Origin of the sequence: Natrinema salinisoli, assembly GCF_020405205.1 — an archaeon.
Lineage (GTDB): Archaea > Halobacteriota > Halobacteria > Halobacteriales > Natrialbaceae > Natrinema > Natrinema salinisoli.
Genome location: NZ_CP084469.1, coordinates 2,474,853 through 2,500,480, shown reverse-complemented (window position 1 = coordinate 2,500,480; position 25,628 = coordinate 2,474,853). Strand labels below are relative to the sequence as shown.

The following is a 25,628-nucleotide window of genomic DNA, read 5'->3' as shown; positions in this document are numbered from 1 at the left end:
GCCGGAGACTTCTTCGAAGCGTCTCTCTCGTTCGTATCGGCCACGACCTTCCGTGTACCATCGGCTGATGACCAGTGGGCTACCCGGGCGGAGTCCGTGACTCTCGCTGGCGAGTCAGCGGTCACTCTCGTCAGACTCGTCGTCCCCTGCGGCGTCTTCGTCGTCCCCCGCGGTGTCTCCGTCGTCCGTTTCGGAATCGGATCCGTCCTCGTCGGGCGGCTCGACTTTCATCTCCGAGGCGTCCGCCGCGGGACTCTCTTCCGGTTCGGTATCCGCGGTCTGGGTCGGCTGGGCCTGTTCGGGCGTCGGCCCCGTCGCCTCGCTGGTCTCGTCGGCCATCGCCGAATCCGAGACGTCGATCTCCGTCCCCTCGGCGTCGGTCTCGCGCCGTGGGTCCGTTTCCTCCGACTCGTCGAGGGTCGGTCCCGACTGGGTCGGGTCCTCGTCCGGCTCGTCGGTGAAGTCCGGTTCCGAATCCGTCTCCGATGCGGTTTCGATCCCCCCTTCTTCCGAAATCTCGCCCTCGGCTCCGATCTCGGATTCCCGGCCGGAATCGACCCGCTCGGCGGCGGCACTGGCCTGATCCGAGGTTTCCTTCCCCTCGGTTCCGCCCTCGACGTCCGGGACGCCTTCCGGCGACGGCTCGTCGCTCGAGCGGTGCCTGTGAAGGCCGAACCCGACCAGCCCGCTGCCCGCGATCGCGAGCGGAATCGCCCGCGATCGGTCGGCGGCCATCGAGCGGATCGCGGCGGCGAGCAGGAGCCCGCCACCGAGCAGCGATACCGTTCCGCTCCCGATCGCATCGGACGCCATCGAGGCGATCCGTTCGGTCGGTACATCTAGCGATTCGAGATCCTCGAGGTCCTCTACCTCGGCGAATTCGCCCAGCGAACTCTCCATCGGCGCGTCGTGATCGTGGTTTGCAGTCATCGAAAGTCTCCGAGCGATGGTGCTGGTGGCTCAGCGTCCGAGTCGGTAGCGATCGGACTCGGGAGCGACCGGGCCACCGGCGTCCGCTCACGGGGTGTACGATCGCCAGCCGGATGAAGATTCGACCGGCAGGAGACTACTCGATATGACGCTGTCGTCGGGCTATCCGCCGAACCGATATCGGATATTACCGCACTCGGGCGTCTTCGACGCGAAATCAGCCGGTGTCTCCGAATAATACCCTGCATACTCCGGGCCGACGACCTTCCCTGTCTGCCGTGGAAGTACGGTACCAATGTCGGACGCTAACGGACGTGACGACGAGTCACATAGTACTGTGCGGAACGTCGTTCTCGTGGTTCTCGATACCGCCCGGGCGAAGAGCGTCGGGATGCAGTCGCTTCCGGCGGATCGCCACGCGTCAGGTCCCGCCCCCGCCGGGACGGGAGCCACTCCGGGCAGGCGAACGGCCTCGAGCGACGGATCCGCAGACACACACCCGATGCCGACGCTGTCGCGGCTCGCCGAGGAGGGCACCGCGTTCGAGAACGCGTTCGCGACCGCCCCCTGGACGCTGCCCTCTCACGCGTCGTTTTTCACGGGCACCTACCCCTCCGAGCACGGCACCCACGGCGGCCACACCTATCTCGACGACGAGTTGCGAACGCTCCCCGAGGCGTTCGCCGACGCGGGGTTTCAGACGATCGGCGTCTCGAACAACACCTGGATCACCGAGGAGTTCGGCTTCGACCGCGGATTCGAGCACCTCCGCAAGGGGTGGCAGTACATCCAGTCGGACACGGACATGGGCGCTGTCGTCCGCGGCGAGGACTTCCGGGAGAAAGTCGCAGCGACCCGGAACCGACTCTTCGACGGCAATCCCTTCGTCAACGCCGCTAACATCCTCTACAGCGAACTCCTGCAACCGACGGGCGACGACGGGTCCGACCGATCGACGGCGTGGATCGCCGACTGGCTCGGGGATCGATCCGACGACCGCCCGTTCTTCCTGTTCTGTAATTTCATCGAGCCACACGTCCAGTACGACCCGCCGCCGGAGTACGCGGAACGGTACCTCCCCGAGGGTGCCCGCTACGAGGAGGCGACCGCCATCAGGCAGGATCCCCGGGCCTACGACTGCGAGGACTACGACATCTCCGACCACGAATTCGCCATGCTCCGGGGCCTCTACCGGGCCGCACTCGCCTACGTCGACCACCAGCTCGGCCGGCTCCGCGCCGCACTCGAGGCCGCCGACGAGTGGGAGGACACCCTCTTCGTCGTCTGCGGCGACCACGGCGAACACATCGGCGAGCACGGCTTCTTCGGTCACCAGTACAACCTCTACGACACGCTGCTCAACATCCCGCTGGTCTGTCACGGCGGCCCATTCACCGACGGGGGACGACGCCGCGACCTCGTCCAGTTGCTCGATCTCCCCGCGACGCTGCTCGACACGGCCGGCGTCGACGACCCCGAACTCTCGGAACAGTCGTCGAGCCGCTCGCTCCACCCCGAGTCGACTGCGGCGTCCCGGGACGCCGTCTTCGCCGAGTACGTCGCCCCCCAGCCCTCGATCGAGCGGCTCGAGGCACGCTTCGGCGAGATTCCGGACCGCGTCCGCGCGTTCGACCGCCGGCTCCGAGCGGTTCGCACGGACGAGTACAAGTACGTCCGCGGCGACGACGGGTTCGAGCGGTTGCACCGCGTTCGGACCGATCCGCTCGAGCAGACCGATATCAGCGACGCGGAGCCGGCGCGGGTTCGAACGCTGCGGCGGCGACTTGCGGAGCGATTCGAGCCGCTCGCCGAGACCGACGCGTCGGACGAGGTCGAGATGCGCGAGGGGACGAAAGAGCGGCTGGCGGATCTTGGGTATCTCTGAGACGTCGACGCTATCGCGCTCGAAAAATGTCGATTCGGTGTGACACCAACCGCGATCGCATCGAGTTAGCAGCCGTTACCAACTGGCGGAGCTGGCCTGTTCGCCGCCGTCGGCGAGTTGCCGATATGCGCCGACCAACACGGCGATCTGAACCAGCGTCAGCGATCCAAACATGATTGCCGATAGCAGACCGCCAACTGCGGGGGCGAACATACTGGTGATAGTGGTAATGAAATACCCGACCAAAAATACGCCAAATACGACTACACCGAGAGCGAAGAGGCGAATGCGATTGCCGGACGTGAGCTCCCAACTTCGCTCGAGTGACTCGATGATGCCGGCGTCTTCGATGATGACCGCGGCGTTAGCAAAAATCAGGCTCACCGCGAGAAATATGCCGGGGATCAGAAGGAATATCGACCCGATCCAGATCGCCAAAACGGTGATAATGCCGACGATGATCGTTACACCGACCGTTCGGACGAGCCGTCGGGTGTGTTCGGCCGTCGGAATGCTATCGATGTCCGAATAGATCGCTCGCATCGTCACAACACTGAGTACGGAGCCGACGACAACTAAAAGCACAAGCAGTCCGCCACTGATCGAAATTGGAAGGTCGAGAGCGAACGGGAAGCTCTGCAACATTTGGTCATTGGCGGCTGACTCCGAGAGTAGTCCTGTGAGCAGCGATTGGTACCCCACTAGGGTGGCGAGCTGGAAGAGGACGTACGCGGTGAGGAGCATGGCCCCGCCGCGCGTTGTCAGTCGACCGATCCCGTAATTGATTGCACCTCCAATATTGAGTTTATTCTCCATATGGTTGAATCAAAACTAACATCATATATTACTGTTGTTTCGATGTATTTGTTCCGTGGATCGTTCCGGGCCGTCTAATCGATCGTACTATCCGACGACATAGTCGAGTATATCAAACGTACACGTATCCATGCGGGGAGGTTTCCGACGACGGTCGGAACGCACTCCCGTGTCCTCGAGTGACTCCTCCGACGTGGCGTCGTTTCCGTTTCCGCTCCAGATCGAGTACGACGGGCCGGCCGACAGACTGCGCGTCGCCGTCGACGTCGACCCTGCTCCCCTCGAGGACGTGAGGGTCGAAGTCGGCTCGCGCCGCCTCCGGATCGCGGTCGATCGCGACGACGGGACCGCCGAGCGGACCCTCACACCGCTTCCCACCGGTCTCGTCGTCGGTGACGACTGCGAGGCGGTCTACAACAACGGCGTGCTCAGCGTCTCGCTCGAGACCGTCCCTCGAGGGCAGTAGTCGGGATGCCGCCGTCGGGGCCGTGCCTGCAGCACGTTTTTGCTCGCCAGTCCGATAGGATGAGTCGAGCAGGCTCGGGGTTCGACTAATGGCTACTCAGGACGCGCGTTCCGGCGACGACTTCCTCTCGTTCTTTCGGCGCTATACGCAGACGTGGATTCACGCGGTCGCGGCGGCCGGGCTGACCGCCTTCGGGACGCTGACGATCTTTCATCGCTGGTTCATCGTCCTCGCGCTCGCCTCGTACGTCGTGCCGCCGATCGTGCTGTACCTGCGGGGAACCCCGCCGGATCGAACCGACGGCGAGTCGACGACCGACCGCGACGCGGCGACGAACGATCGATCATCGGCGACGAAATCCGGGTCGCTCGAGGGCGGTGACTCCGAGAGATCCTCCGAAACCGACGCTCCGGACAGCGGGGATACGGTACCACACGGCGGGAGTCTCGACCTCGAGTCCGACCCCGACGATGCAGGGCCGGTCGAGCAAGAACGCGAGGCAGATCGAGCCCTCGGCTGGGAGTCCGTCGACGTCCCGACCGAAGCGACGCTCCGGGACGTCTGCGTGACCGAAGCCGGAGCGGTCCACGCGGTGGGTGAGGACGGACTGGTTCTCACTGGCGAGGCCGTGAACGGTGGCGGTGGAGCCGAGGCGTGGACTGTTACCCTCGAGGACGGGCCGGCCGCCGAGGGCGAGGAGCTCCACGGGGTCGACGCGACCGCCGAGGGCGAGGCGATCTGGATCGCGGGCGACAGCGGCGCGGTGGGTCGGCTCGAGGCCGAAACGGGACTCCACACGGACTACACCGCCCCCGCGGACATCACCGACAACTGGCTGGGCGTCGCCGTCGGCGGGGCGAGCGACGACGAGACGATCCTGTTGATTAACGGCTCCGGCGCAGTCCTCCGGGGGCGCTATCGTGACGGCGCGGTCTCGTGGGACGACCCGGTCCAGCCGGGGGGCGGCTCGAGTCTGAGCGGCGTCGCCCTCGCCGACGCATCGGTCGGCTACTGCTGTGACACGAACGACGGCGTCTTCGAGACGACCGACGGCGGGGCCTCGTTCGACCGCGTCGGCCTCGACGGAGCCGGCGGGACGCTCGAGACCGTCGCGACGCTGGGACTGGGCGATTGTTTAGTGAGCGCGGACGACGGCGTCGTGCATCGCTACGGGGAGTCGACGTGGACGCCCGAACGGGTCGGCGAGGAGGCGATCTGCGGCCTCGCTCGACGGGAGGGTGAGACCATCGCCTGCGACGCGGACGGCGTGATCTACGAGCGAACCGCCGCGGGCGACTGGGACGACGTCGAGACGCGCGCGCCGGAATCGCTCATCGCCGTTTCGGTCGATACGGACGGTGATCGAGCGGTCGCGGTCGGCGAGGAGGGGACCGTCGTCGAACGGCGGTGAGATCGATGGGAAGCGACGGGAGACGAAGACGGAGGCAGAGATAGAGACGAAGACGGAGATGTGCAACCCGTGACCGCCCTCGAGACGGCTGATTCTCGCGGTATTCGACATGACGCCGTTCGTCGAGATTCCGCGCGAGCGGCCCGAGTTCGATCGGTTGACGGTCTGATTCACCGAGGCCTTCGCGGACCTGTCGGATCGGCGTATTCAGGGCCAATCGACTTGCCCCTCCGAGGCGGATGTCCTCCCGTCACGACCGCACAGCGGGACCGATCCCGTTCGCTCGAAATCGGGCGTGAGCCGATCTTCCACCATGAATGTGCCCACGCGAACGGCGACGCGATACACCGTCCGGTCGTTCGAGCCGGCCGACCGGGGACCGTTCCTCTCGATGTACGAGAGTGTGTTCGGACACGACAGGGGGCCGGAGTGGTTCCGATGGAAGTTCACCGAGAACCCGTACGTCGATCACGTTCCGATCCTCGTGGCGACCGCCGACGGCGAGCCGGTCGGCTTCCGGTCGTTCTTCGCCCAGGAGATGCGCGTCGGCGGTCTCCTCCGGACTGCGTTCCAGCCCTGCGACACGATGGTCCACCCGGACCACCGCAGGCGCGGGCTGTTCGGTCGACTGAACGAGCGGGCCCTCGAACGGTACGCGGACGACGGCCCGTCGTTTTTCTTTAACTTCCCGAACGAGAACTCGAAACCGGGCAACCTCGCGCACGGCTGGCGCGAGATCGGTACGGTGCCCGCCTACTACCGCCCGCAGAACCCGCTCACGGCTCTCGAGAAGGGTGTCGACGCCGGACCGACGGCGGGCGGCGAATCCGACGCGCACCCGGCAGGAGACGGACCGGTCACCGCGGTCAGGGAGACGCTCCGGAACACGGTCTCGACCTCCAACCGGGTCGCCGACCGACTTCTCGTCGGTTCCGACGCCGATATCGACGTCGAACGCTATCGACCGCCTCCCGCCGACGTTCTCGCGGCGGTCTATCGCCGTTCCATCCCCGACGCGATTCACGCCCACCGGACCGCGGCGTTCTTCCGCCGGCGGTTCGACAACCCCGCTCACACCTACGCGGCGTACGTGGCCCGACGGAACGGCGAGCCGATCGCCGCGCTCGTCGTCTCGACCGTCGACGACCACGCCCGGATCGTCGACGCGCTCCCTCGAGCGATCGCGACCGAAGCGGAGGCGCTCGACCGCCTGCTCGCCTCGGCGCTCGACGATCACGCGGACCGACGGTACGTCGAGGCGTTCGGGGAGACGGTGCCGGCACCGCTGCGGTTTCGCTTCTACCCGGACACGCGGTTCCCGCTCTCCGCGCTGCTCCAGCCGACCGCTCGGACACTCCTCGCGCGCGATCTCGAAGACGGACTCGCCCTCGAGTCGAGTTCGATCTCGTCGTGGTCCCTCTCACGGCTCGATCTGGACACGACCTGACCCGTAGCCGGATCGCCATCGGCCACTGTTATTGCGGTCGAGCGCACAGAACGACACGTGAGCGATCAACGGTCCGGACACGACAGGCGGGATCGCTGTCGGTTGTGCGGAACGCTGCTCTCGAGGACCACCGGCGACTCGGCCTCGGACGGGTTCTGTTCGCCCGGCTGTCGCGACGTCGCTGCGGCGTTCGGGACGAGCGGCGGCGAGTCCGAGACCGATTCGCCGCTCGGCGATACCGGGTCACACACCGAGGAACCGCGGCCGACCGCGACCGCGGACGGGGACGATTCAGGCCTCGTCAGGACGTTCTTCCGGATCGACGGCATGCAGTCGGCGATCGACGAGTCGTTCCTCGAGTCCGTCGCCGAAAAACGCGACGGCGTGACCAACGCCGAGGCGAGTTACGTCACGGAGACGATCCGCGTCGATCACGATCCCGACCGGCTTTCGACGGCCGAACTCGAGGATGCACTGAGTACAGTCGGCTACACGGCGTATTTGCGAGCGGACGCGACCGCCGACGAGGAGACGGGCGGCACCCGGCGCTCGCGGGAGATGACCGGGCTCCGGAAACGGCGTTCGGAGGACATGCTCGAGATGCGCTACGTCGTGGGCGTCGTCTTCGGGACCTTCCTCCTGTTGCCGTTCGTGGCCGTCCTCTACCCGATGTTCCTGACCTCGTTTACCGACTGGGGCGCGATTTCGCACTTCGAAGGTGCCTTTACCGGCTTCAGCGGGCCGCTGTACCTGCCGCTCTTTCTCGTCGGGACGGGGGCGATCCTCTATCTGACCGGCGGTCCGCTCCTCCGCGGCGCGTACGTCAGTCTGAAGCTGCGACGACCCACGACGGACCTGCTCGCGGCGCTAACCATCGTCAGCGCGTACGTCTACAGCGTCTTCGTCTCGGGACTCGGGCGCAACGATCTCTACTTCGATCTGACGATCGTCGTGGCCTCGCTCGTGATGGGGGCGATCTACTACGAAGCGACGGTCAAACGCCGGGCGACGGACCGGTTGACAGACCTCACCGTCTCGCAGGTCGATACGGCTCGACTGTACACCGCCGACGGATCGACGACGGAGATTCCCGTGAGCGATCTGGTGTCGGACGATCAGCTCCTCGTCCGCGAGGGGGAGCGGATCCCCGTCGACGGCCGGCTGGCGGAGGGCGAGTGCACCGTCGACGAGGCCGTGGTAACGGGAGAGTCCCTCCCGGTGACGAAACGCGAGGGCGACGACCTGGTCGGCGGTTCGATCGTGACGACCGACGCGGCGGTCGTCGACGTCGGCGAGCGGACGACGAGCAGCATCGAACGACTCACGCGGGTCGTCTGGAACGTCCAGAGTGCCGACCACGGCGTCAGGCGGCGCGCCGACGAGTTCGCCGCGACCCTCCTGCCGCTCGTCCTCGCCGCTGCCGCCGTCGTCGGCGTGGGTTTCCTGCTGACCGGCGCGAGCGCGACGACGACCGTCCTGGCCGTCCTCATGACGATCATGGTCGCGAGCCCGTGGGCGCTCGGCTTCGCGACGCCGTACTCCGTCGCCGCGAGCCTGCAGGAAGCCCTCGAGCGCGGGATCGTCGTCTTCGACGAGACGGTCTTCGAGCGGCTCCGCGCGGTCGACGTCGTCGTCTTCGACAAGACCGGGACGCTCACGACCGGCGAGATGACCGTCCGCGAGGCCGACGCGCCCGACGACCTCCTGGCGGCGGCGGCCGCCCTCGAGCGGCGGGCCGCCCACCCCGCGGCGGCGGCGATCACGGCGGCCTTCGACGGGAGCACGGACGAGGACGGTCGGACGACTCGGGCCGACGGCGGCTCGGCCGGGGCCGATGGACTGACGGTTCGAGACTTCCAGACCCATGCGACCGGCGTCGAGGGCACCGTCGACGGTCGATCGATACTGGTCGGTCACCCCGACCTCTTCCGGGAACGGGACTGGGCGCTCGAGGACGGGCTCGAGTCACGGATCGACCGGACGCGGGATGCCGGTCAGCTCCCGGTCGTCGTCGGCCGAGACGGGTCCGCGGAGGGGGTCGTGATCGTCGGGGACGAACCGCGAGCGGAGTGGGACGAGACGGTCACCGCGCTGTCCGAGGACGGGATCGACGTCGTCGTGCTGACGGGCGACGACGGAACGGCGGCCGACGCCTTCGATCGGCATCCGGGCGTCGATCACGTCTTCGCCGGCGTCTCGCCGGACGGGAAGACGGCGGCGGTGGAACGGATGAAGACCGACGGTCGCGTGGCGATGGTCGGGGACGGGACGAACGACGCGCCCGCGCTCGCCGCGGCCGATCTGGGCATCTCGCTCGGCAGCGGTACCGCGCTGGCCGCCGACGCGGCCGACATCGCGATCGTCGACGACGACCTCGCCGCGGTCGAGGAGGCGTTCGCGCTGGCCAGGGCTGCACGGGGTCGGATCAGGCAGAACATCGGACTCGCGTTCGTCTACAACGCGATCGCCATCCCGGCCGCCGCCCTCGGTATCGTGAACCCGCTCGTAACGACCGTCGCGGTCGTGGCGGGGGCGCTCCTCATCGTCGGAAACGCGGAACGGTCGCTCGTGGCCGACTGAGCGGTCGTTCTCACTCTTCGTTTGCGGTCGCGGCCTCGTCCTCGAGCGCCCCCCAGGAGACGGTTCGGCCGACGCGGATCGAGAGGAGCGGACGCGACTCGAGATCGTGCTCCGCGTACTGATCGTATTTCGACTCGAGCGCGGTCACGCCGTCGCTGCGTATCGATGCGTCGGGATGGTCGGCAGCGATATCAGGCTCGAGGATTCGGGCGCGACCGCGGACCTGTACCCACGCGAGGCGCGACCACTCCTCGCGGTAGCGATCGACGAGCAGCGTTACCGTCGGATTCGACCGAATGTTCCGCACGCGCTGGAGCTCTCGAGTCGACTTCGGTTTCTCGTCGATCGCCGAGACGAGTCGGGTCTGGCTGCCGTCGCCGCTGTTCTCGTGGACCGGCCCGTTCGCGTCCGCCGACTCTGATGGAGTGCTCCGCTCGAGCAGCGCGAAACAGATCGGGACCGCGTGCGGTCGGCCCGCGTCGTCGACGGTGGCCAGGGAACCGACGCGGGCTCGCTCGAGGAAGGCGTGCTCTTCGGGCGTCACGGTTTCACACACGACGAGGGAACGGAAAGGGGTACTCCTACCGCCGCTCCGGGGAGTCGTACCGGTACGATAAACTACTCGGGCCAGCGTCACCCATCCACGTTCGGATGACTGATTCGATGAGTCGTCGCCGCGCATACAGCGCCGTCGTGGTGGGAACGGTCGGCTACACGTGCCTGATGTTCATCTGGTTCTCGCTGCCGGCGTATCTCTCGACGATCATCGACGAACTCGGCCTGTCGGGGACGCAGGCTGGCGTCGTCGCGGGCGCGGTCCCGCTGACCTACATTCCAATCGCGCTGTTTACCGGAGTAGTCGTCGACCGTGTCGGACCGGGTCGGAGCCTCGCGGCTGGCGTGTTAATATACGGCATCGCGCAGGTCGGTCGCAGCTTCGCGGTCGGCTTTCCGGAGTTGCTCGCAACCACACTGCTGATCGGCGTCGGCGCGACGGCGATCACGTTCGGATTACCGAAACTCGTCTCGGTGCTGTTCCCGCCGGAGGAGACCGGCTTTCCGTCCTCGATCTACCTCGTCGGAGCCTCGGCCGGCACGGCGAGCGTCTTCGCCGTCGGCCGGCCGATACTGGGACCATTCCTCGGCGGCTGGCGGGGGCTCTTCTTCTGGAGCGGGATCGTCGCGATCGGCTACGGCCTGCTGTGGTTCGTCGTCGCGTGGCGGTTGGGAATCGACGCCCGCAACCGCGCGGCCAACGACGCCGACGCGGCGGACTCGTCGCTCTCGCTCGCGGCGATCCGCCGGGATCTCACGCTCGTGTTGACCCACCGCGAACTGCAGCTCGTGGTCGTCGTCGGCACGATGTACCTGCTGATCGCCCACGGCATGCAGGGGTGGCTCCCGACGCTGCTCGAAGCCCGGGGCTACTCGCCGGATCGGGCGGGACGGACGACGAGCCTGCTCGTCGCCGCCAACGTCGTCGGCGTGTTGACGGTCCCCGCGGCCGCCGACCGGTTCGGTGCGCGCCGGACTGCGCTGACGGTCTGCGGGCTGATCGCGGGCCTCGGTATTTCGGGCGTGATCGCGACCCATCTCGGCCTCCTGTTGCTGGGAAGCGTCGTCGTCACCGGGTTCGGCTTCGGCGGCCTCTCGCCGCTCATTCGAGCGATCCCGCCGGAACTCGAGGGGATCGGCGCGCGACTGACCGGCACCGCCGTGGGCTTTATCTTCGCGGTCGGGGAGATCGGGGGGTTCCTCGGTCCGGTGCTCGTCGGGACGTTATACGATCTCACGGGTTCGTACGCGCCGGGACTTGGGATTCTCGCGTCGGGTGGACTTGTGGTCGCTGTCGCCGGCAGTGTCTTGCGGTTTCGGTACGGTTGACTGACGGAGTCTCAGCAGAGAGCGCAGAGAGCGGGACGTAGCTGTTTGCGGCTCCACTGCTCGAGCCCGTTCTTGCTATATGACGCAATTAGTTTCCTATTGTGCAACCACAGACACTCGCGAGTAGTCACATCGAAACCGGACGCGAACGACGCGTCACTCCTTTGCCCGTTCGGGGAGTTACGGCCGCGTATGTGGCAGGGGGAGAGCTACTGGCTCGTCCGGGTCGTCTTCCAGCGGGGGCTCGCACTGCTGTACCTGCTCGCCTTTCTCGTTGCAGCCAACCAGTTCCGACCGTTGGCCGGCGAAGACGGGTTGCTGCCCCTCGAGTGGTACGTCGACGGCGTCTCGTTCCGGGAGCGGCCGAGCCTCTTCTATTTCGTGCCGACGGATCGGGCGATCGGGATCACGGCCTGGACGGGCGTCGCGCTGTCGACGTTGGCGCTGGTTGGGGCGCCGTACTGGCTCCCGGTCGGATACGCGACGCCCGCGTCGATGGCCCTCTGGGCGTCGCTGTGGGCGCTCTACCTCTCGTTCGTGAACGCGGGACAGACGTTCTACGGCTACGGCTGGGAGTCGATGTTACTCGAGACGGGCTTTCTCGCGATCTTCCTGGGGTCGGGATCGGTCGAACCGCCGTTCGTCGTCATCCTGCTGCTGCAGTGGGTGCTCTTCCGTAACATGTTCGGTGCCGGACTGATCAAGCTCCGGGGGGACGACTGCTGGCGCGACCTGACCTGCATGGACTACCACTACGAAACCCAGCCGATCCCGAACCCGGTGAGCTGGTTCGCCCACCACCTGCCGGATCGGTTTCACCGCGTGGAGACGTTCGGAAACCATGTCCTCGAACTACTGGTCCCTTTCCTCTACTTCGCGCCACAACCCCTGTCGGCGCTGGCCGGGCTGGCGACGATCGGCTTCCAGGGCTGGCTGCTGGTCACCGGCAACTTCGCGTGGCTGAACGCGCTGACGATCGTGCTGGCGATTCCGACGTTCAGCGACGGCGTGATCGCGTCCGTGCTCCCGATTTCAGCGCCCGCGACTGCGCCGACGCCGCTCTATCTCGAGGCTGCGGCGATTCTGCTCGCCATCTTCGTCGTGGCTCTGAGCGTTCGCCCGGTGAAGAACATGCTCTCGGAGCGCCAGCTGATGAACACCGCGTTCGATCCGCTGCATCTGGTCAACACCTACGGCGCGTTCGGCTCGGTGACGCGGGACCGGTACGAGGTCGTCGTCGAGGGGACCACCGAGGAAGAGATTTCGCACGAGACGGAGTGGCACTCCTACCGCTTCAAGGGGAAGCCGACCGATCCCGAGCGCCGGCCGCCGCAGGTCGCACCCTATCACCTCCGCCTCGACTGGCAGCTGTGGTTCGCCGCCATGTCGCCCAGCCCGCGTCGGAGTCCGTGGTTCCGCCGCTTGCTGGTAAAGCTCCTCGAGGCCGACGACGAGACGTTCGATCTACTCGCTGCAGCTCCGTTCGACGGCGAGCCGCCGACGCACGTCCGGGCGATCCGGTACCGCTACCGGTACACGACGCCCGAGCAACGCGCCGCGAGCGGCCGCTGGTGGTCTCGCGAGCGCGTCGGGACGTACGTGCATCCCGTCTCGCTCGAGGAGTTGCGAAGTCGCGACCCGCGAATGCGATAATTCGAGCGGCGTACGCTCAGCTCTCGTCGGATTGCTGGCGCGCCGGCGGCGTCTTCGAGAGGTACGTCCCCCAGCGATCCCGATTGTCGGCGATCCATCGGTAGGACCGCTCGCGGAAGCGCTCGTAATCCTCGAACTGCCGGAGGAACTCGACGACGTCACCGGCGGGTTCAGCTATGTCGGTGCGGACGACAGCCTCCTCGAGCGAGGCGCCACAGGAGTAGACGCCGTCGTCGGCCACCAGATGCGAGCACTCCTCGTAGTTCTCGGGCAACCGCTCGAGCAGGTCGTCGGTGAGGTCGCTGAAGCCGACGATACGGAGCTCCGTCCGCTCGTCGAAGAAGTCGGCCCACCACGTACAGAAGCCGCAGTCGTCGTCGTACACGAGTATCGCGTCGGTCATAGTCGTGGCAACGGGCTCGAGATACAAACGCTTGGCTCGACGGGACGGTGAGTGCTGCAGTCGGCTCGGGCGGCGGGATACTTGAGTCGGGGCGACGAACGGACTTCCATGGAGCGGTTCGTTCAGTTGATCGTCGCGGGCGGCGTGGTCCTCGTCGGCGCGCTCTGGCTCACGGCGCTGGTCGAGTACGGATCTGTGCCGTGGGTCGGCGGCGTCGTTTTCGCGTTGCTCGGGACTGGAGTCGTCCTCGCCGGTATCGGTAGCGAGATCGAGTTGTGAGCACGATCGACCGCTCGTCGACCGAGCCTCTCCCTCAGTCGCGATCCGGTGAATCGACGAGGACGCCGGGATTCATTACCCCCGCTGGGTCGAGGACACCTTTCACTGCGCGCAGTGCCTCCCCGTAGTTTTCGGGGATCTGCTCCGCGTACCACTCCTTGTGATCCCGGCCGACGGCGTGGTGGTGCGTCGGCGTCAGGTCGTACTCCATGACGGTGTCGAGGCCGGCGCGTTTGATCCGCCGCCACTGTTCGATCCGCCGATCGGGATCGGGATCGCCGGGTGCGCGGAACGTGTAATAAACGGCGGGACCGTCCGGATAGACGTGCGTAAAGCGAGTCGATACGTGTCCCATACCACATTCTGCGTCGAGCGCATCAGTGACGGCCGCGAGCATCGACTCGTGAAACTCCGGGAAGCGGTCCCACGTCACCGCGGTCTCGACGGTTCCGCCGACGACGCAAAGCGGGAGATCGGTACTCCCGGAGCCGCCGAGCTGGAACGCCTCACCCCAGCGGACTACGTCGCTGTCCTCGGGGCGGTCGTGGCCGTAGCCCGGGCCGTAATGGTCCGGTCCGTCCGGACAGGCTCCGCCCTCCGCCTCGCAGATTTCGAGCGCTCGATCGAGGGCTGGGTCCGTCGGCTGGTCAGTCGATTCGAACCCCAGGATGACGAGCTCGTTTTCGACCTCGTCCATCCCGTACAGGCTCGTCTCCACGCGATCGTGGAGGCGACAGTTCGCGGGATAGAGTTTCGCCTGAACGATCCGGCGTATCGCCTCCGCGGCCTCGAGGATTCCGTCGAAGTACACTGCTGCGTCCGATCGGTACTGGGGTCGCGGTTCGACCTGCATCCACGCCTGCGTGATGACGCCGAGACTGCCCTCGGAGCCACAGACGAGCCGGTTCGCGTCCGGACCGGCGCCGTGGGCGGGGAGCCGCTGGGTTTCGAACGTTCCCGCCGGGCAGACCATCCGGACGCTCTCGACGAGCTCGTCGATGTGGGTGTACCTGGTCGCGTAGTGACCGCCGGATCGGGTCGCGATCCATCCGCCGAGCCCCGAGAGCCGATACGACTGCGGATAATGCCGGAGGTGAAGCCCGTACTCGTCGAGTTGGCGGTTGATATCCGGCCCCAGGGTGCCGCCCTCTATCAGTGCGGTTCGCGATTTTTCGTCGACCTCGAGGACGTCGTTCAGGTTCCTGAGATCGAGGGCGATCGTACCCGCGTAGCCAGCGCGGTCGCCTCCCTCCGGCGGCCCCGTCCCACCGGCGACGCCGGTGCCGCCGGTAACCGGAGACACGGCGACGCGCTGTTCGGAGGCCCACGCGAGTACCGCCTCGACCTCCGTCTCCGTCGTCGGTCGCGCGACGATATCCGGGGCGGGCGTGAAATCCCCGTGGAACGCCCGGACGTTCTCCGGACGAGCCATGCCGTAGGTTCGCCTGGCTCGAACGGCTCGGTCCGACGTACAGAAATCCGCGAGCGCGTCGGGAATCTCGATCGCTGGATCGGGGATCGTTGCGTCGGCCAGCGGGACGGGATCGAGGACGGGACGCTCCGGAAAGCCGAGCGTAGACTCCAGGAACTCCTTCCGCTCGCGGAGTTCGGTCTCGTCGATCATCTCGCCCTCGAACCCCCATCCCCAACGGCTCCGCGGCTTCGAACTCATCGTATCACCTCGGTAGCGGGTGCGGTCAGGTATCGTCGCACTTCACATGGTATGTCACTCCAAACCATGGGTGGGGCGACCATGTCAGACGAGATAAATACTGTGTCGCGTTCGACGACCGGTCCTCGTAGCAGTGCAGTTTCCATCCGAGAACGGGATCTCGGGCCGTAGAGCCGTCTGATCGCCAGAACATTATTGGGGCTCCTGTCCAATCGAGAACCATGAGTAGCGCGGCTCGGTCGCTCTCGGAACCACAGGTGCTGGCCCATACGAAGCGGCGGCTCTTTCCGACAGACGACGAGTCGACCGCGTATGCGGTAGCCGACACCCAGTTCTCGAGGGACGAGTGGCTCCCCGGACAGCCCGTCGACGCGGCCGTCCGCGACTGTCTGGCACCGTTCAACCACGTCCGGATCGGCGGCGGCTATCCGGATCTCGTGGGCGTTCGAGCGCTCGAGTCGGACCTCCTCGCCGTCGAACGACTCGGCGACGAGCCGCCGTTGATCGCCATCGAGGCGAAGGGGGAGACGAGCGACGGTGTCGATACGCAGCGCGGGATCCTCCAGGCCTACGACCGGCTCCACGAGGCCAACGCGGCCTACCTCGCCGCGCCGGCGGCGTCGATCTCCGAGACCGACCGCACGCTCGCGCGGGAGTTGAACGTCGGCGTGCTCGGCGTCGATTCGGCGGGGCGCGTGGACCCGCTCGAGGTGCCCCGCGTCGTCGGCAATCGGACGACGACCGAGGCGACGGCGCTCCGGTTTCAGGCCGGCGCGCAGGGTGTCGCGGACGCGTCGTTCGGCCTGAACCATCCCAAGAACTACCTCGGCTATCCGCTGGCCCACTACGCGGCTGGCGATACCGAATCGCTGCTGTCCGAGTACAAGGTCGTCAGCGCCGTCGATAGCGCTCGACAGGGAGCGGAATTCCTGGGTCTTATCGAGGACGGCGTTCGGTCCGAAGACATCGAACTCACCGCGCTCGGCGAGGAGGTCGTCCGGTTCGCGACGGCGCGCTACGGGTCCGTCGAGGCGGCCCTCGAGGAGTTTGAAACCTGGTACCGATCGGGAAAACGGTTCGTCGATCTCGCGCCGGCGTGGGGCCAGTTGGCCCGCCGCGTGCTGTTCGACTACGAGGCGACGGAGCTGCTCGTCCGCGAACTCCAGCACATGCACGAGGACGGGATCACGGAGCCGTCGCTCGTCGACGTCGTGGAGTATTTGCACGAGTTGCATCCGTCGTTTACCGTCGAGCTGTTCGTCCGCGGGACCGACGGCGTCCGGAGTCGGGTTCTGACTACGGACGGCGAGCTTCGGCCCGCGGCGCTCGAGGACGGATCAGTCTACCACTCGCCCACGGTGTTCCAACTGAAGGCGATGCTGTTCCACTGTGGGATCCTCACTGAACGTGGGGCGGAGCCGAGTCGGCTGGAGCCGCTCGCGGACGTGTGGGCGCTTCGGGAGCCCGTTTGATTTGGTTTGTTTCGGGACTTTCGGTCACATTTTTGCCGTTGGTTGAACAACCAACATAATATTCCGAAGCAACGGTTCAGGCCATCCGATACCGAGGGTGAGAGGCTATGACGGACACTAACGTACTTCTAGTCACGATCGGGGATGCAGAGTCGCTTTACGAAGAGGGACGCGAAGCGATTCGAACTGTAGTTCCCCGCGCCGCCGAAAAACCGAACCGCGATGTTGCGTTTGTCCCCTCCCATCGTGAGATTCCGTGTCTCTGTCGTTACGCGGACGCCAGTATAAAACGGGCGGCACGACCGAACACGGATCGCGGCAGCCTGAGTTACCGCACAAATCTTCACGTCGCTCGCGGTCGTACGCCGACCCATGTCCGAGCCAGCGCTCGCCGATCAGGAGTGCGAAGCCTGTACCAGCGAGGACGAACCCCTCGAGCCCGAGGAGTACGCCGACTATCAAGCGGAGATCCGCGACGACGTCTGGTCGGTCGTCGACGACCACCACCTCGAGGGCACCTACGCGTTCGAGGACTTCCGCGACGCCCTCGAGTTCACGTACGAGGTGGGCGAATTGGCGGAGGAAGAGTGGCACCATCCGGATATGCAACTCGAGTGGGGCGAGGTGACGATCGAGATGTGGACCCACAAGATCGACGGACTCCACAAGACCGATTTCGTGATGGCCGCCCGGATGGACCGGATCTACGACGACTACGAGCCCGAGGAGGACGGGTAGCGCCGACGGCCCTGGAACTGGTCCGCCGTCGAGATGTCGGAGTCAGTGCGGACTCCCTCACGATCGAGCTGTGAGATCGAGAATCGAGCGCCAACACACCACCGATTCAAGTGAACCGTGAGAGGAACGAATCGGGACGGAGACACACCACGGTTGCATCTGAACGAGCGGGTTCTGTCGGGGGAATTTCGCTCGAGATCCTGACCCACAGACACCACCACTGCATGTGAACAGGCGGCACCATCACAGTACGATGACCGGAGCGAAAGAGAGACGAGTGGCTATCCGAGACACCACGGGTTCGCGTGAAGCCGCTCGCCAGCCGTGGGACCGGATCGAGGAATTGCGTCCGGTTAGAAATGTGATGCGGTGGCACACCACCGATACAAGTGAAACGGTGGTCCGGCGTCGTGTCGTTCGACGTTCACTTGCAGCGGTGGTGTGGGGTGGTTACGGACTGACGCCGAGAGTCGGAAGACCGGCTCAAACGACGCTGTTCATGCGGGCGATATCGCGGATCGTCTCGATCTCGTCGTCCAGATAGAGCACGTCGGCCATCGCGTCGACGGCGCTCGAGAAGGGAACGTCGAGTTCGTAGCTGTAGTAGTTCCCGCGGGAGCCGCTCCGGTTTTCCTTCGCCGAGAGGATGCCGAGCATCCGGAGATCGGAGAGGTGGTTGTGGACCGATCGCTGGGCGAGCGAATCGGTTCCCGAGGACTCACAGAGGGCCTCGTACTCCTGATAGAGTTCCCGCGTTCGGCAGGGGGTCGACTCCTTGGCGGCTTTCGAGACGACCGCCAGGAGGGCGAGGCGTCCGTGGGTCGTCAGTTCCCGCATTCCCTCCTCGACGCGCTCTTGCTCGAGTTTGGACCGCGCCTGATCGACGTGGTGTTCCCGGATGGCGTCGTCGTCGTTGTTCTCCGCCACCTCGCCGGCCAGTCGGAGCAGGTCGAGCGCTTGCCGGGCGCTCCCGCTATCCCGAGCGGCGAGCGCCGCACAGAGGTTCAACACGCCGCCGTCGCAGCCGTCTTCGGTGATCGCGACCTCCGCTCGAGACTCGAGGATGTTGGTCAGCTCGGACGCCTCGTAGGGCGGAAACTGCAGTTCGCGCTCACAGAGCGTGTCCTGGACGCGGGGATCGAGCTGTTCGCGAAATTTGAAGTCGTTGCTGATGCCGATGAGGCCGACTTTCGTCGACTCGAGGTAGCCGTTCGAGCGGGCGCGCGGGAGTTCGTACAGCAACTCGTCGCGGTCGCCGATGGAGTCGATTTCGTCGAGCACGATGACGACGGTTCCGCCGAGTGCCTCGAGTTCGCTGTAGAGTTTCTTGAAGACGGTCTGCTGGGGATATCCGGTCGTGCTGATCTCGGCACCGGCTGGACGGAGCGTGTTGACTAACTCGACCGCGACCTGGTACGACGAGTTGAGCGTCTTGCAGTTGACGCTCAGTACCGAGAGATCGACGTCGTCGTACTCGGTGACGTCTTCCTGCAGGACATCGAGGAGGTAGTCGGTGACGGCGGTCTTGCCAACGCCCGTGTTCCCGTAGAGGAAGACGTTGTTCGGCTCCCAGCCGTCGATGATGGGCTGGAGCGCGTCCATGTACGCCTCGATTTCGTCGTCCCGCTCTTCGATCCGTTCGGGTTGGTACGACTCCCCCAGCGCGTCCTTGTTCCGGAAGATGTTCTGCTTCCGCTCGAACCGAGGCATGTCCGTATCAAGAGAGATGGTATATTTAAAGCCACTCTTTCATCTGATGCAAGTGAACTCAGACACACCACTATTTCACGTGAAGGCTAGTCTAGTAGTAGTTGTGCAGAGAACAGTCCACGCTTTCATCTAAAGCGGTGACAGTTTGTGCCATATCGGAGACGCGGACCCCGTGATTTCGATGTTTGGGTACAGACTGGCAGTCGGTATCGACCAGTTGCTCGAGAACGGCCCGCTCCGCCACCCCATCACCCGGAGCTTCACTTGTAACGGTGGTGTGTGTCTGTCGGAGCCAGTGATCGCCGCGGACCAATCCGGTGCTCGCCGGTTCCGACCGTTGTTGGATCGGCCCTACGTCGACGATTCGCCGCCAATGAGATCGCCCGAGGAGTCATCGGCCGAAATCCGTCTCCCCTCGAGCGCAACCGTGATTTCGTCGTCGACGGCCGCGACGGAGATCGTATACCCGTGATAGGAGAACTCGAGGCTCGAAAAGCCGTCCGAGTCGGGAAGCGAGTCGAGGAGGTCGGGGTCGATCGCGTCGTACAGCGGGTCGAGCTCGAGCGGATCGGTGTCGGTCGCCCGGGCAACGAGATCGATGACGGCCATGCTCAGTTGATCGTCGGCTGAAACGGAAACGGCTGTCTGCTCGATCGATTTCATAACTCCTGCTGCGAAGGCGGGTGTAATGAAACTGACCCAACATTTCACGAGATAGGCCTTGGATTAAATTACTGTACAACTGTGGTGAATATTTTCCCGAGCGGCTGAAGTAGCGTTGCGTAGTTGTGCGTCCCCAGGACGCGGGAATGACGCCCTCGAGCGAACCGTCACTCGCGCCGCGGGACGTCGTGTCGACCGAAACCGTACCGGAGTCGGTTCGCCAGTCGCCGCGAGAACCGGCCGTCGTCGGCCCGCGACCCGAACCGTTCGGACAGCGCCGTGTAGATCAGCGGCAGGGGTACTTCCTGCTCGAGGCTCTCCTGGACGGTCCACGTGCCGGTCGAGCCGCCTTCGATCCGATCGGCGACGGTGCCCAGGTCGGTCCCTTCCTCGCGGAAGGCCTCCTCACACAGTTCGAGCAACCAGGACCGAATGACGGCGCCGTTGTTCCAGACGGAGGCGACGTTCTCGAGGTCGAGGTCGTACCGCCCCTCGTGGAGCAGTTCGAACCCTTCCCCGTAGGCCTGCATCAGGGCGTACTCGACGCCGTTGTGGATCATCTTGACGTAGTGGCCCGAGCCCGCCGGTCCCATTCGTTCGTGCCCGTCGGGACCGGTCGCGACGGCGTCGAAGATCGGCTCGAGTTCGTCGTAGGCCCACTGGGGACCGCCGACCATCAGCGAGAACCCCAGCTCGGCACCCGCAGGGCCGCCGGAGGTCCCGCAGTCGAGATACGCCGCAGGGCAGGACTCGGCTCGCCGGACGGAATCCTCGAAGTTGGAGTTCCCGCCGTCGACGACGATATCGTCGCCGTCCAGACGGGGCTCGAGTTCCTCGAGGGTGACGTCGACCGCCTCGCCGGCGGGGACCATCAGCCAGATACGTTTGTCCGATCCCAGCTGGTCGAGGAAGTCGTCGATCGAGTCGGCGGGGTCGGCCCCGGCATCGGCTGCGGTCGCGACCGCTTCTTCGTCCAAGTCGAAGGCGACGACGTCGTGGCCCGCTGCGAGGGTTCGGTCGACGACGATCTGTCCCATCCGTCCGAGTCCGATCAGGCCCAGTTGCATGGATAGGCATGAGCCGGCCGCTGTGGTAGTGGTTGCGATTCCATGTCGGAGGCGATTGCGGCCGAGACGCGACCGCTCGACCGGTCTAACGGAAACGCACCCCGGCCTCGAATCACGGTCCGTCCGCCGGCTCCGATATCGCTGCGTCCGCCGCGTCTCCCCCCGTCGCGCCCGTCGACTCCGGTGGGGCAGCCTCCAGGACGATGTCGACGCGACTGCCGCCCAGCGGCGACCGTGCGAACGAGATGCTGCCCCCGTAGCTGTCGACCATCCAGCGGACCAGCCAGAGGCCGAGGCCGCTGCTGTGGGTCAGTTGCGTGATGTCGCTTTCGCCGGTGACGACGGCGATCTCGGCGGGCGGAATGCCTGGCCCGTCGTCGTCGATCGAGAGCCGGATTCCTTCGTCGTCACGCTCGACGGTGACTTCGACGGTCGGTGCCGCTCCCGTGTGCCGAACCGCGTTCTCGAGCAGGTTGTCGACGACGAGTTCCAGCCCGGGGTCGGCCCAGGCGTGGTAGTCGCCGGTCGTCGTGACCGAAATGGTGGCATCCCCGATTTCGACGGTGTCGATGGCGTCCTCGACGGTTGCGGCGACGTCGACCGGTTGGAGGTCGCCGTCTCGGTCGAGGGCGTACTGGATGGCGCGGGTCTTCTCGCTGGTTCGGGCGAGATCGGTCGCGGTTTCCCGCAACGTGGTCGCGGCGGCCGTGAGATCCCGGTCCTCGAGCCGGTCACAGAGGAGTTCCGCGTAGCCGATGACGACGGTCAGATCGTTGCGGAGGTTGTGTCGGAGAACCCGGTTGAGAACTTGCAGGTATTGCTCACGCTCCTTGCGCCGCGTGATGTCCCTGACGACGCTGACGGTCCCGCGGAACGCCTCGGTCTCGATGTCGGTCTCGCTGCGGGGCAACAGCGAGCATTCGATCTCGACCGGAAACCGGTCGCCGTCGGCGGTGACGTAGGTGGCCTCGAAGGCGCCGCGGTCTCGCTGCGGATCCGAGAGCATGTCTTCGAGGCGGTCGCTCGCGCGATCGTACGAGTCGTCGTCGAAAATGAGCGAGACGGGTTCGCCGAGGAGCTCCTCGCGGTCGTACCCCAGCCGCTCGGCGAGCGGGTCGGTCACCAGTGTGAGACGGGTGTCCTCGTCGACCGCGTACACCATCCCTTCGACGGCCTCGAGGACCTGTTCGTGTCGCAGGAGGTCCTCCCGACGATCGGCTCGCTCGAGCGCGGCGTTCGCGCTCGCGGTCAGCAGTTGCGCGAGCTGGACGTGACGGTCGTCGAACGCGCCGGTCACTGCCGAGCCGACGTTGAGGATGCCGTGGTTCCCGATCGGGATGCACATGGCACCCCGGAACGACTCGTAATCGTGGACCGTACTGCGGGAGTCGGTCCGCAAGTCGTCGAACACGATCGGCTCGGACTGTCGGAAGGCCTCGCCCATTTTGCTCTCGTAGATCCCCGCTCGCTTTCGCTCGTCGAACAGGTCGCTGACCGTCTCGGACGCGGCCGTCAGGACCAGTTCCTCGGCGTCCGGATCGTAGAAGCGGACGGTGACGATTTCGAACCCGAGGACGCGCTCGGCGGCGTCGACGACGACGTCCGCGACGGCCTCGCGCGACTCACAGGAAAACAGCGCCTGCGTCGTCTCGAGTAACTCCGTAACGACGTCGGCGCGGCGGTTCCGTTCGGTCACGTCGCGGACGACGCAGACGAACGAGACGTCGTCGCTGTCGGTCGATTCCAGCGGAGTCACTTTCGCTTCGATCGGGACGGTCCCGCCGTCGACTCGCTGGAGCTCGGCTTCGATCGTCTGGTGACTCACATTGCCGGCCGTCAGCGACATGGCAACGGCCATCCAGTCGTTCCAGGTGGCGTCGTCGACGAACGACGAGGCGTGCATTCCGACGATCGTTTCGGCGTCCGTCCCGACGAGATCGGCGAAGGCATCGTTGGCGTGGACGAACCGCTGATCCGAGTCGATTACGAGCACGCCGTCGTCGATCGTCTCGACGATCGCCTCGCAGCGCTGCAGATCGGTTTCCCGTTCGTGGCGCTCGGTGGTATCGCTCACGGACACCGAGAGGCCCCCATCGAGGGGAGCGATTCGGAGCCGGAGCCACCGCTCCAGCGTGGGCGCATACTCTTCGAGGGTGATCATGGTCTCCGCCGCCAGCGCGCGACGATACTGCGTTTCCAGTGCCGATCCGATGGCGTCGGGTATCGCCTCCCAGAGCGAGGTTCCCACGGCCCCGTCGCGTGTCAGTAAGTCGTCGGCCCGACCGTGTACTGCGGTGAGTTCGAAATCCTCGTCGACGGCGAAGTGCGCATCGTCGAACCGCTCGGGAGTCCGCTCGCGGGACGGCCGTGCCTGCTCGAGGTCGCGCTGTGGCGACCTACCTTCGAGGGCGGACGGCGTTTTCCCGGGTTCGGGTACTGGAGCATCCGTTGCGTCGCCGGTAGGTGCGACGGCCGCGACACGGTCGGCGACCGTCTCGTCGGCTTCGCGAACGACGTACTCGGTCGCTCCCGCGCGCGTCGCGGCGGCAGCGGCGGCCCCGTCGGCCGTCGCTGTCGTATAAATAATCGGCACCGACGGCGCAGCGTCGCACGCCGCGGCGACGGTTGCGACGCGATCGGTGTCGGACCCGTCGACCACGACGCAGGCAGCGGGAGTCGTCTCGAGGTAGTCGGCGACCGCCGTTCGATCCGCTAGCGCGACCACGTCGAACGCCGCTTCGAGGTCGTCGGATGGTGTCGGGTCGTCCCCGACGAAGACGACGGGCCGACCGGAACTGGTCACTGTCGGGCCAACGGAGGAAGCGGCTAGTGATTAATGTTGTGGCAGTTCGCCGCGAAATCGGCGGCGATCGGCACTGTACCCTACGCGAGCGAGTCCTCGAGATGCGCCCAGCCGATCGCATCGAGCACGACGATTCGGTCGTTGTACCGGACGTAGACGCCGTTGTACTCGTCCCCGTCGGCGTCGTAGTAGGGCAACGTCTGTCGAACGCGGTCGACGACGGACCAGGCGCCGTCCCGGTCGAGTGTTATGTGTTCCCATTCCTCGCGCGCGCCGTTGCGGATCGCCCGGTCGAGCGCTCGTCGCGCGCCGGGAATCTCGCCGAGGCGCTGCGCTGATGCGTCGACGACCGTGGCATCGTCCGGAACCTCGTCCGGGCCGATGACGCGCGCGCCGAGGTCCGCTTTCGATCGCGATCTGGTGGCTCCCCTCCGCTCCGAGCGGAGGACGTAACCGGCGACGGCGGCAGTCCCCACGACGAAGAGCGACAGTGCCATATCTTTGCCCCGAATCATTAGCGAGTACGTTACAGTAACCGACTAAGTATTTTTCGCAAGAACGTTCGTTTCTGAGAGGTTCGCTTCCCGAACCCGGTCGTCGTCACAGGGAGACTGTCGTTGCGGTCACAGGAGCGCGCCCACATTGGCCGACAGCAGCCCGGCAACGACCAGCAATCCGATGGCGACGACGGCCGCCGCTCGAAACACCGGCAGCGCGTCGCGAGCCGGTTCGCGGATCTTCTTCCCGGCGAGCCCGGTTTCGAACCGTTTCGTCCCGATCTCGACGAGTGCGGTCAGCACGAGCCAGAGCGCGACCATCGCGAGCACCAGTCGCCCGTTGGTCGAGCCGACGAGCGTCCCCGTGGTGTAGCCGGTCCCCGCGAGGTGCCCTCCCGTCAGCAGGAGGAGCAGCGAACTCACCCGCGACACCGTCGTGAGCTTCTCCGAAATCACCTCGAGCGGGTGGGTCGTGTTGAACGCGCCGTCGCGCACGAGCGGCAGGACGACGGCGGCGACGAAGCAGACGCTGCCGGCCCAGAGGGCGGCAACGACCAGATGGATCGTTCTGGCGACGAGCTCGTCTATCATACGGGGTCGCTCGGCCACCGACCGTATCAGGGTTCCGACTTCTGGCCGAGAGACAGTCAGGAAAACCGTCACTTTCGTGGAGGACGCTCCCGCCTCTCCGTCACTCGAGCCAGTCGGGCGTCCACGCGACCAGTCGACGCCGGAGGAGTGCGTAGAGCAGTGAGACGGCGACGCAGGCGGCGATCACGGCGGTGAACCCGCCGTCGAAGACGAGGAGCGCCGGAATCGCGAGTGCGATGCCGAGGGCGGCGTCCTCGGGAGCGCCGTCGTAGCGGATCCACCGTCGCGGCCGGATCCATCGACCGCGAACGTGGTTGTAGACCGCGCGCTCGGTGCGTTCCGTCCAGGGGTCTATTTCGGGGCCGCCGCCGATCGCGTCGCTCGCGGCGTGGAGCCAGGCCGTCCCCGCGAACGCGGCCAGAACGAGCGTGAGCGGCGAGGGGAAGAGGGCTGCGACGACGACCGCGGGGACGGCGACCGCGAGCCCGACCACGGGGAAGTGGAGCGTCCGCCGATGCGTGAAGACGAGATCGAAATCGGGGGCGATGCCGCCGAGAATCGCACCGATCCCGAGTACTGCGGCAAACTCCGGCGCGAGGAACGCGACCGGCGCGACGGCCGCGAGCCCGGCAAACACGTGGGTGGTCGCCATCATCGATGT

At 66.0% G+C, this 25,628-nt stretch carries 22 protein-coding genes; 10 read left to right on the top strand and 12 right to left on the bottom strand.

Features of this window, described 5'->3' with window-relative positions:
* Positions 1-114 precede the first annotated feature (114 nt).
* Positions 115-930: a prolipoprotein diacylglyceryl transferase gene (locus LDB05_RS12415; RefSeq protein ID WP_226004306.1), complete on the bottom strand. Its 816-nt coding sequence runs from the start codon at positions 928-930 to the stop codon at positions 115-117.
* A gap of 295 nt (positions 931-1,225) precedes the next feature.
* Here LDB05_RS12415 and LDB05_RS12410 point away from each other — a divergent pair, with 295 nt between their 5' ends.
* Entirely contained in the window at positions 1,226-2,815 is a 1,590-nt protein-coding gene (locus LDB05_RS12410) for a sulfatase (RefSeq protein WP_226004305.1), read from the top strand.
* Between the two features lie 75 nt (positions 2,816-2,890).
* Here LDB05_RS12410 and LDB05_RS12405 read toward each other — a convergent pair whose 3' ends face one another.
* Complete coding sequence (locus LDB05_RS12405; RefSeq protein WP_226004304.1) at positions 2,891-3,631, bottom strand: DUF7847 domain-containing protein; 741 nt, start codon at positions 3,629-3,631, stop codon at positions 2,891-2,893.
* A gap of 169 nt (positions 3,632-3,800) precedes the next feature.
* Here LDB05_RS12405 and LDB05_RS12400 point away from each other — a divergent pair, with 169 nt between their 5' ends.
* From LDB05_RS12400 to LDB05_RS12385, 4 genes are all read left to right on the top strand, one after another.
* Positions 3,801-4,097 (top strand): Hsp20/alpha crystallin family protein, encoded by a 297-nt coding sequence (locus LDB05_RS12400; protein ID WP_226004303.1) that lies wholly within the window; start codon positions 3,801-3,803, stop codon positions 4,095-4,097.
* Positions 4,098-4,185: 88 nt separating this feature from the next.
* Positions 4,186-5,508 (top strand): WD40/YVTN/BNR-like repeat-containing protein, encoded by a 1,323-nt coding sequence (locus LDB05_RS12395; RefSeq protein ID WP_226004302.1) that lies wholly within the window; start codon positions 4,186-4,188, stop codon positions 5,506-5,508.
* 313 nt (positions 5,509-5,821) lie between these two features.
* On the top strand, positions 5,822-6,955 hold the full coding sequence (locus tag LDB05_RS12390) for a GNAT family N-acetyltransferase (protein WP_226004301.1): 1,134 nt from the start codon (positions 5,822-5,824) through the stop codon (positions 6,953-6,955).
* Positions 6,956-7,012: 57 nt separating this feature from the next.
* Positions 7,013-9,535, top strand: coding sequence for a heavy metal translocating P-type ATPase (locus LDB05_RS12385; protein ID WP_226004300.1), 2,523 nt, complete (start codon positions 7,013-7,015; stop codon positions 9,533-9,535).
* A gap of 10 nt (positions 9,536-9,545) precedes the next feature.
* Here the strand turns inward: LDB05_RS12385 and LDB05_RS12380 are convergent, their stop codons facing one another.
* The gene (locus tag LDB05_RS12380) at positions 9,546-10,079 is read right to left on the bottom strand and encodes a TIGR03668 family PPOX class F420-dependent oxidoreductase (protein ID WP_226004299.1); all 534 of its coding nucleotides are present in this window, start codon (positions 10,077-10,079) and stop codon (positions 9,546-9,548) included.
* 107 nt (positions 10,080-10,186) lie between these two features.
* On the opposite strand from LDB05_RS12380, the gene LDB05_RS12375 reads away from it, so the two are divergent.
* Both LDB05_RS12375 and LDB05_RS12370 read left to right on the top strand, forming a co-directional pair.
* Entirely contained in the window at positions 10,187-11,419 is a 1,233-nt protein-coding gene (locus LDB05_RS12375; RefSeq protein ID WP_226004298.1) for an MFS transporter, read from the top strand.
* Between the two features lie 192 nt (positions 11,420-11,611).
* Positions 11,612-13,072, top strand: coding sequence for a lipase maturation factor family protein (locus tag LDB05_RS12370; protein ID WP_226004297.1), 1,461 nt, complete (start codon positions 11,612-11,614; stop codon positions 13,070-13,072).
* Between the two features lie 16 nt (positions 13,073-13,088).
* Here LDB05_RS12370 and LDB05_RS12365 read toward each other — a convergent pair whose 3' ends face one another.
* Entirely contained in the window at positions 13,089-13,475 is a 387-nt protein-coding gene (locus LDB05_RS12365) for a DCC1-like thiol-disulfide oxidoreductase family protein (protein ID WP_226004296.1), read from the bottom strand.
* Between the two features lie 108 nt (positions 13,476-13,583).
* Here LDB05_RS12365 and LDB05_RS12360 point away from each other — a divergent pair, with 108 nt between their 5' ends.
* Entirely contained in the window at positions 13,584-13,754 is a 171-nt protein-coding gene (locus LDB05_RS12360) for a hypothetical protein (RefSeq protein WP_226004295.1), read from the top strand.
* A gap of 34 nt (positions 13,755-13,788) precedes the next feature.
* On the opposite strand, the gene LDB05_RS12355 is transcribed toward LDB05_RS12360, so the two are convergent.
* Entirely contained in the window at positions 13,789-15,426 is a 1,638-nt protein-coding gene (locus tag LDB05_RS12355) for an FAD-binding oxidoreductase (RefSeq protein ID WP_226004294.1), read from the bottom strand.
* Positions 15,427-15,647: 221 nt separating this feature from the next.
* Here LDB05_RS12355 and LDB05_RS12350 point away from each other — a divergent pair, with 221 nt between their 5' ends.
* Both LDB05_RS12350 and LDB05_RS12345 read left to right on the top strand, forming a co-directional pair.
* Entirely contained in the window at positions 15,648-16,898 is a 1,251-nt protein-coding gene (locus tag LDB05_RS12350) for a hypothetical protein (RefSeq protein ID WP_226004293.1), read from the top strand.
* 372 nt (positions 16,899-17,270) lie between these two features.
* A complete protein-coding gene (locus tag LDB05_RS12345; protein WP_226004292.1) occupies positions 17,271-17,636 on the top strand; it encodes a 4a-hydroxytetrahydrobiopterin dehydratase in 366 nt (121 codons plus the stop codon).
* A 483-nt stretch (positions 17,637-18,119) separates the two neighbouring features.
* Here the strand turns inward: LDB05_RS12345 and LDB05_RS12340 are convergent, their stop codons facing one another.
* From LDB05_RS12340 to LDB05_RS12310, 7 genes are all read right to left on the bottom strand, one after another.
* On the bottom strand, positions 18,120-19,346 hold the full coding sequence (locus tag LDB05_RS12340; protein ID WP_226004291.1) for an orc1/cdc6 family replication initiation protein: 1,227 nt from the start codon (positions 19,344-19,346) through the stop codon (positions 18,120-18,122).
* 351 nt (positions 19,347-19,697) lie between these two features.
* Positions 19,698-20,009, bottom strand: coding sequence for a HalOD1 output domain-containing protein (locus tag LDB05_RS12335; protein WP_226004290.1), 312 nt, complete (start codon positions 20,007-20,009; stop codon positions 19,698-19,700).
* 167 nt (positions 20,010-20,176) lie between these two features.
* Complete coding sequence (gene gnd / locus LDB05_RS12330; protein ID WP_226004289.1) at positions 20,177-21,076, bottom strand: phosphogluconate dehydrogenase (NAD(+)-dependent, decarboxylating); 900 nt, start codon at positions 21,074-21,076, stop codon at positions 20,177-20,179.
* Between the two features lie 112 nt (positions 21,077-21,188).
* A complete protein-coding gene (locus LDB05_RS12325) occupies positions 21,189-23,879 on the bottom strand; it encodes a PAS domain-containing sensor histidine kinase (protein WP_226004288.1) in 2,691 nt (896 codons plus the stop codon).
* 80 nt (positions 23,880-23,959) lie between these two features.
* Complete coding sequence (locus LDB05_RS12320) at positions 23,960-24,394, bottom strand: hypothetical protein (RefSeq protein ID WP_226004287.1); 435 nt, start codon at positions 24,392-24,394, stop codon at positions 23,960-23,962.
* Between the two features lie 108 nt (positions 24,395-24,502).
* A complete protein-coding gene (locus LDB05_RS12315; protein ID WP_226004286.1) occupies positions 24,503-24,967 on the bottom strand; it encodes a copper resistance protein CopD in 465 nt (154 codons plus the stop codon).
* A gap of 100 nt (positions 24,968-25,067) precedes the next feature.
* Positions 25,068-25,622 carry a metal-dependent hydrolase gene (locus tag LDB05_RS12310; RefSeq protein ID WP_226004285.1) on the bottom strand — a complete coding sequence of 185 codons (555 nt, stop codon included), beginning with the start codon at positions 25,620-25,622 and terminating at the stop codon, positions 25,068-25,070.
* Positions 25,623-25,628 lie beyond the last annotated feature (6 nt).